Source organism: Microcoleus sp. S13_C5, from assembly GCF_036700845.1.
GTDB lineage: Bacteria > Cyanobacteriota > Cyanobacteriia > Cyanobacteriales > Microcoleaceae > Microcoleus.
In genome coordinates this window covers 1-6,083 of the sequence record NZ_JAUBPR010000206.1, presented here as the reverse complement: position 1 = coordinate 6,083, position 6,083 = coordinate 1, and the positions used below count along the sequence as shown (strand labels likewise).

General features: G+C 42.3%; 4 protein-coding genes. 3 read left to right on the top strand and 1 reads right to left on the bottom strand.

Annotated features, from left to right (window positions below):
• Positions 1-283: 283 nt before the first annotated feature.
• On the bottom strand, positions 284-1,201 hold the full coding sequence (locus tag QUA04_RS28385; RefSeq protein WP_333263774.1) for a phytanoyl-CoA dioxygenase family protein: 918 nt from the start codon (positions 1,199-1,201) through the stop codon (positions 284-286).
• Between the two features lie 379 nt (positions 1,202-1,580).
• Here QUA04_RS28385 and QUA04_RS28380 point away from each other — a divergent pair, with 379 nt between their 5' ends.
• The 3 genes from QUA04_RS28380 (at position 1,581) to QUA04_RS28370 (ending at position 6,015) form a co-directional block, all read left to right on the top strand.
• A complete protein-coding gene (locus QUA04_RS28380) occupies positions 1,581-1,817 on the top strand; it encodes a hypothetical protein (protein WP_333263770.1) in 237 nt (78 codons plus the stop codon).
• 382 nt (positions 1,818-2,199) lie between these two features.
• Positions 2,200-3,951: an AAA family ATPase gene (locus QUA04_RS28375; protein ID WP_333263767.1), complete on the top strand. Its 1,752-nt coding sequence runs from the start codon at positions 2,200-2,202 to the stop codon at positions 3,949-3,951.
• A gap of 51 nt (positions 3,952-4,002) precedes the next feature.
• The gene (locus QUA04_RS28370) at positions 4,003-6,015 is read left to right on the top strand and encodes a hypothetical protein (protein WP_333263765.1); all 2,013 of its coding nucleotides are present in this window, start codon (positions 4,003-4,005) and stop codon (positions 6,013-6,015) included.
• Positions 6,016-6,083: the final 68 nt, after the last annotated feature.

The following is a 6,083-nucleotide window of genomic DNA, read 5'->3' as shown; positions in this document are numbered from 1 at the left end:
TTGTAAAAATATTGCTCTCTCATCTTTGGACCAAATAATCTGTATTTTAAAAGACCAAATTAGATGCGCTTACCCTGTCCCAAGCCTTAAGTAAACCGTATTGGCATATATAGCGGTCTAACTACTCAAATCAGCGGCGGCAGAGATCTTGAAACTAAGCAGAAAGCGTTTCGGTCTATCCGCTGCATTTGAACCCACATTCTGCCCTTTGAACTCGCACAGTCGATAATTTTTGATGTTTGCTTTTACCTTCGACAACAAGACTCAATACTAAAGTCTTCTTCTAGCAAATCTGACCTTGCTTAGCAGCAGTAGAGTGACCAATAGGGTTACTGCCAACCCACCTTTCATCCACTGGTTCCGATGCCAATTGATAACGGCTGTCCGAGGAGAGTCGAATAGAAGGAGAATGGTTATCCAAACTGGCATGAATTGTAAACATACCAAAAATCAGAACATCTCCAGCCTCGAATTCGGAACTCAACCAACGTCCTCCGTATTTACAGCGCAAAGAAACCGGGTTTTTGGATAAGGCTCCATCCCACCATTTTTGATTGGATGCATACAAAGGGGCCGTTTTTTTGTGGGCACAATAGCGATCGACATCTTTACATCCATAGGTATTTTTAATAGTCTCTAGATGATGAGAATTTTCCAAAATCATTAATCCGCCTAATTCCCAAGGAATATCGCCTAATGGAGTCCAAGCCGTGTAAAGTTTGTCAGTTCCCCGTCCCATATACACAATGTCACAATGAGCGTAAGTTCCTTTTCCTGGGGCGACGGCTCTAAGCCAGGTGTAATCGTAATGCCGGACTTTACCACCTAAAAACATTCCAAAAAATTCCATCATCCGTCCCGAATAAAGCAGTGTTTTCAGTGTTGAACTCCTGCTTGCTAAATCGGGACGGAAATTCATGCTTAATCCCGGTTTAGCGATGCAATCTAGAACAGGACTGTCAAGTTCCAAGCTTCCCTCAGCATCTAAACAAGCTGCAATTTCTTGACGAGCTTGCCAAACCTCTTGAGAGTTAAGAAAGGCTTTTAAGTATAAGTAACCGTCTTGTTGCATCCTCCGTCGCAATTGCTCTGGCTGTCCGAGTACATCGGAGGAATCCCTTAGACAACCAAAAGCCTCCTCACGGGAATCTAGTTCATAACCTAGGGAACTTAGGGCTGTTTTTGTTTGCCTAATCAACATCGTGGCTACCCGTTTAAGCCGGGACAGTAGAAACTTCAGTATTCAACAGATGTGCTGGATAACACCTTTACCTTCGGTGGATTATCGGTCAGCTCTGCTGGATAACACCCTCGTTTTAAGGAATTAAACAGAAACGAAAGCAGGTTAAGTCCGGACTCTTGGGTGTTATCCGTGACTTTTACTGGATACCACCCCTTATATCCCTCTTATCCAACATTAACCTATGTCGCAACCTACCGCTCCTATGCAGCTTTACCGCTTACTGGAAGCAGAGCCTTCGCGAATCATGCCAAGGCGGAGTATTGGAACGACTACGATCGCCCCTCGCTGTAGGTTGGGTTGAGCCTGTCACGTCCTTACTTGTGAATCAGTAGGTAAGATGAAACCAAACATGACTCGATTGGGCGATCGCACAGGGTTGAGGTGGAGAAGCATTTATGAGTGTCGGGTTTCATCCTTCAACCCCGCCCGCATCTCCAGCATCTCCAGCACTTTGGGGATGGCAGTAATCTCAGTGGACTTGGCATCTAGCTTCAAAAGAATGGAAGGGGTGGCTTATTCCGCGATCGATCGGTTCAGGAGAAGTGGGCTGGTTATTGTGCCAAGGCAGGCATAAGCTGTACCATCCATGAACACAGACACGCACAGGCGATCGAACTGGTTAATGAAGGAGTCAGTCTCCATACTATCGGCAAGCGTCTCGGCTATCCTTAGATGAATATTAGAAAAAATACTAGCCTGTTGCCTGCGATACTAAGTTGTTGGAGCGAGAAATTCAGTAGGGTCAGACAAGTCAATTTCAAGAAGGCTTGAGTCTTTTCAACAGACATTGATTATCTACCGACAGATTAAAGATCGCTAAGGTGAGGGGGCAGCATGGGGTAATCTGCGAAATGTTTACGCTTCCCTGGGAAACTCAGCCAAGGCGATTGAGTACCATCAGCAGTCGTTGACCATCGCCCGTAATGTTCATGACTGCCAAAAATGGAGAACCAAACATGATTAAACTCCCTGGAATTAAAGTTTTAGCCCAAATTTATGAAAGTGCCAATTCCCTAGTCTATCGGGGAATTAGAGAACAAGATAACCAACCGCTGATCCTGAAAATACTCAAAGAAGACTATCCTACCCCTGCCGAACTTGTCCGTTACCAGCAGGAATATGAAATCACTCGGAGCTTGGAGATAGGGGGAGTTGTTAAAACTCACGATCTACTCCGACATAACAACACGTTAGTAATGCTATTAGAGGATTTCGGTGGAGAATCCTTAGAGAGATTACTCGAAAAAAAACAGTTTATCTTATTAGAATTTCTCCAAATCGCCATTCAGATCGCTGAAACTCTGGGGAAAATTCATCAGTCAAACATTATCCATAAAGATATTAACCCGTCCAATATTGTTTTTAATTCTCAAACCGGAGAATTAAAAATTATTGACTTTGGCTTGTCCACAGTCTTGTCCAGGGAAAACACTGCCTTAAAAAGCCCTAATGTTTTAGAAGGAACGTTAGCTTATATTTCTCCCGAACAAACAGGCAGGATGAATCGAGCGATCGATTACCGCACTGATTTTTACTCGCTCGGAGTTACCTTTTATAAAATATTGACAAACCAATTGCCTTTTGACGCTACCGATGCAATGGAGTTGGTTCATTGTCATATTGCTAAACAACCCATCCCACCCCATATAATTAATCGCGAAATTCCTCTGGTCGTTTCAGAACTCGTAATGAAACTCCTAGCGAAAACAGCCGAGGAACGATACCAAAATGCTCTAGGCATTAGAGATGATTTGGTGATATGTCTAATGCAACTAGAAACAGATGGGAAAATTGAAGATTTTGTTTTAGGCGAACAGGATATTTCTAATAAATTTCAAATCCCGCAAAAGCTCTATGGTAGGTCAACTCAAATTGAAACATTACTCGCAGCTTTTGAGCGGATAACTCATGGCACTAGCCAACTTATGCTCGTTGCTGGATATTCCGGGATTGGTAAATCAGTATTAGTTCAAGAAATCTATAAACCAATTACTGAACGACGCGGTTACTACATTTCTGGTAAATTTGACCAGTTTCAGCGAAATATTCCTTACAGTGCTATCGTCAGTGCATTTCGAGAATTAGTTCGACAACTGCTAACTGAAACGTCCGAACAACTGCAGCTATGGCGTGACAAACTCGTATCAGCATTAGGAGCAAACGGACAAATTATTATTGATGTCATCCCCGAAATCGAACTGATTATTGGCAAGCAACCAGCCGTCCTAGAGCTAGCAGCAACTGAGTGCCAAAATCGGTTTAACTTAGTCTTTCAAAACTTCATTCAGGTCTTTTGTCAACAAGAGCATCCCTTAGTTATCTTTCTAGATGACTTACAGTGGGCAGATGCCGCTACTCTGAAATTAATGCAGCTAATGATGACCGATGTAGATACGAACTATCTACTGCTGATTGGGGCATATCGAGATAATGAAGTCAGTGCAGCCCATCCCTTAAAAATTACCTTATCAGACATTCAAAAATGTGGAGCAACTGTAAATTCTATCTTGCTCTCGCCGTTAGATTTAACTTGTGTCAATCAGTTAATTACCGATACGCTTAAATGCGACGCAGAAAGAGCTAAGCCATTAACCGAATTAGTGCTTGCTAAAACTCAGGGGAATCCGTTCTTCCTAAAAGAGTTTCTCCAGTCGCTTTATACAGAAAACCTATTAGATTTCGATTTTTCCAGTAGCAGTTGGCAGTGAAATTTAGATCAAATTCAAGCACGAGGTATTACTGATAATGTCGTTGAGTTGATGAATCAAAAAATTCAAAAGCTACCAGAACTGACGCAAGAAGTATTAAAAGCGGCTGCTTGTATCGGGAACCAATTTGATTTAAAAACTCTCTCAAGTGTAGGTAAAAAGCCGCAAAAAGAAACGGCAAACGAACTTTGGTCAGCCGTGCGAGAAGGTCTAATTGTTCCAGTGGGAGATGATTACAAATTTCTGCAAACAGACCGAAATCGGGATGAATTCAAGGTAGCTTACAGGTTTGTCCACGATCGCATCCAACAAGCCGCCTACTCTCTCATTCCCGAACACCACAAGCAAGCAAGCCATCTGCAAATCGGTCAGCTACTCCTGAATAGTACCCCACCCCAGCAGCAAGAAGAAAAAATCTTTGACATTGTTAATCAATTGAATTTCGGCAGCAACCTGCTTGAAAACCAGCAGAAACGAGATGAATTGGCAAAGTTAAACCTAATAGCTGGCAAGAAAGCAAAAGCCTCAGCCGCTTATCAACCCGCCCTTACGTACTTAACAAGCGGCTTAGAATTGTTGAACCCCCCTCAGTGCTCCCAGAGTTCGGGGGGAAGTGAAGGCGGGTCAAGTTGGCAGACACAGTACGATACTACACTTGCTCTTTATGTAGAAGCCGCAGAAGCTGCCTATTTGTGCGGTCAATTCGATGAAATGGAGAGATTAGTTCCAATCGTGCTGCAACAGGGCAAAGGACTACTGGATAAGGTGAAAGTTTATGAAGTTAAAATCTCTGCTTATCTAACGCAGAACAAGCCATTAGAAGCAGTCCATACTGGACTAACAGTTCTGAAGCTGTTGGGAGTGAGTTTGCCTAAAAAGCCCAGTAACTTAGATATCTTAATCGGTTTGATGCGGACAAAGTTGGCCTTGCTGGGAAAACGAATTGAGGACTTAATCGAATTACCAGAAATGACCGCTCCTGATAAGTTGGCAGCAATTCGTATTCTATCGATTGTAAGTTCTGCTTCCTATATAGCTGCTCCTAACCTATTACCGCTGGTTATTTTTAAAGGTATCAATATATCGGTCAAATACGGCAATGCTTCCTTCTCATCAATAATGTATGCAGGTTATGGGCTGATTCTTTGCGGAGTATTAGGAGACATTGAATCAGGCTATAAATTTGGCAACCTAGCTTTAAGTCTATTAGAGCAGCTCAATGCTAGGACAGTAAAAGCGAAAACAGTCTCTCTTGTTAATTACTTTATCAGGCATTGGAAGGAGCATGGAAGGCAGACATTACAGCCTTTACTGCTCGCCTATTCGAGCGGACTAGAAACAGGAGATTTAGAATATGGAACATATTCCCTATTGTGGAACTCCTACAATTCCTATTGCATGGGGCAGGAGTTAGCTGTTGTTGAGCGGGAGGCAGCAAAATACAGTGATACTATCCAAAAATTAAAGCAAGAGCGAAACTTTCATTACATTAATCTAAATCGGCAGAGGGTTCTGAATTTGATGGGGCAATCGAAAAATTCCTGCCGTTTAATTGGTGATGCTTATGACGAATCGAAAAGACTGCCCCTTGATCTTGAGGCGAATGACCAAACCGTACTTTTTCATATATATCTTGAAAAACTGACACTCTGTTACCTATTTGGAGAGTACGAGGAAGCGCTAGACAATGCGGCACTAGCGGAAAAATATATAGATAGTGCAGCAGGGATGCTGACTACTACGTTATTTTACTTTTACGATTCGCTTGCAAGAGTTACTGTGTATTCTTCTTCCTCAAAATTCCAGCAAAAACGCCTATTTCAAAAGGTGCAATCTAACCAGAAAAGGTTTAAAAAATGGGCGCATCATGCCCCAATGAATCATTTACATAAATTTTATCTTGTAGAAGCAGAACGGCACCGAGTTCAAGGGTCAGAGGTTGTGGCAATGGACTATTACAAAAAAGCTATTGCTCTTGCTAAAGAACATGAATACATCAATGAAGAAGCACTGGCACACGAACTCGCCGCTAAGTTTTATCTCGCTTTAGGTCAAGATAAGTAGTTAAGCAAAATTAATTACATAATTATCTCCAAATTCTTTAAGAATTCTTTCGACAGATGAAACAAGAG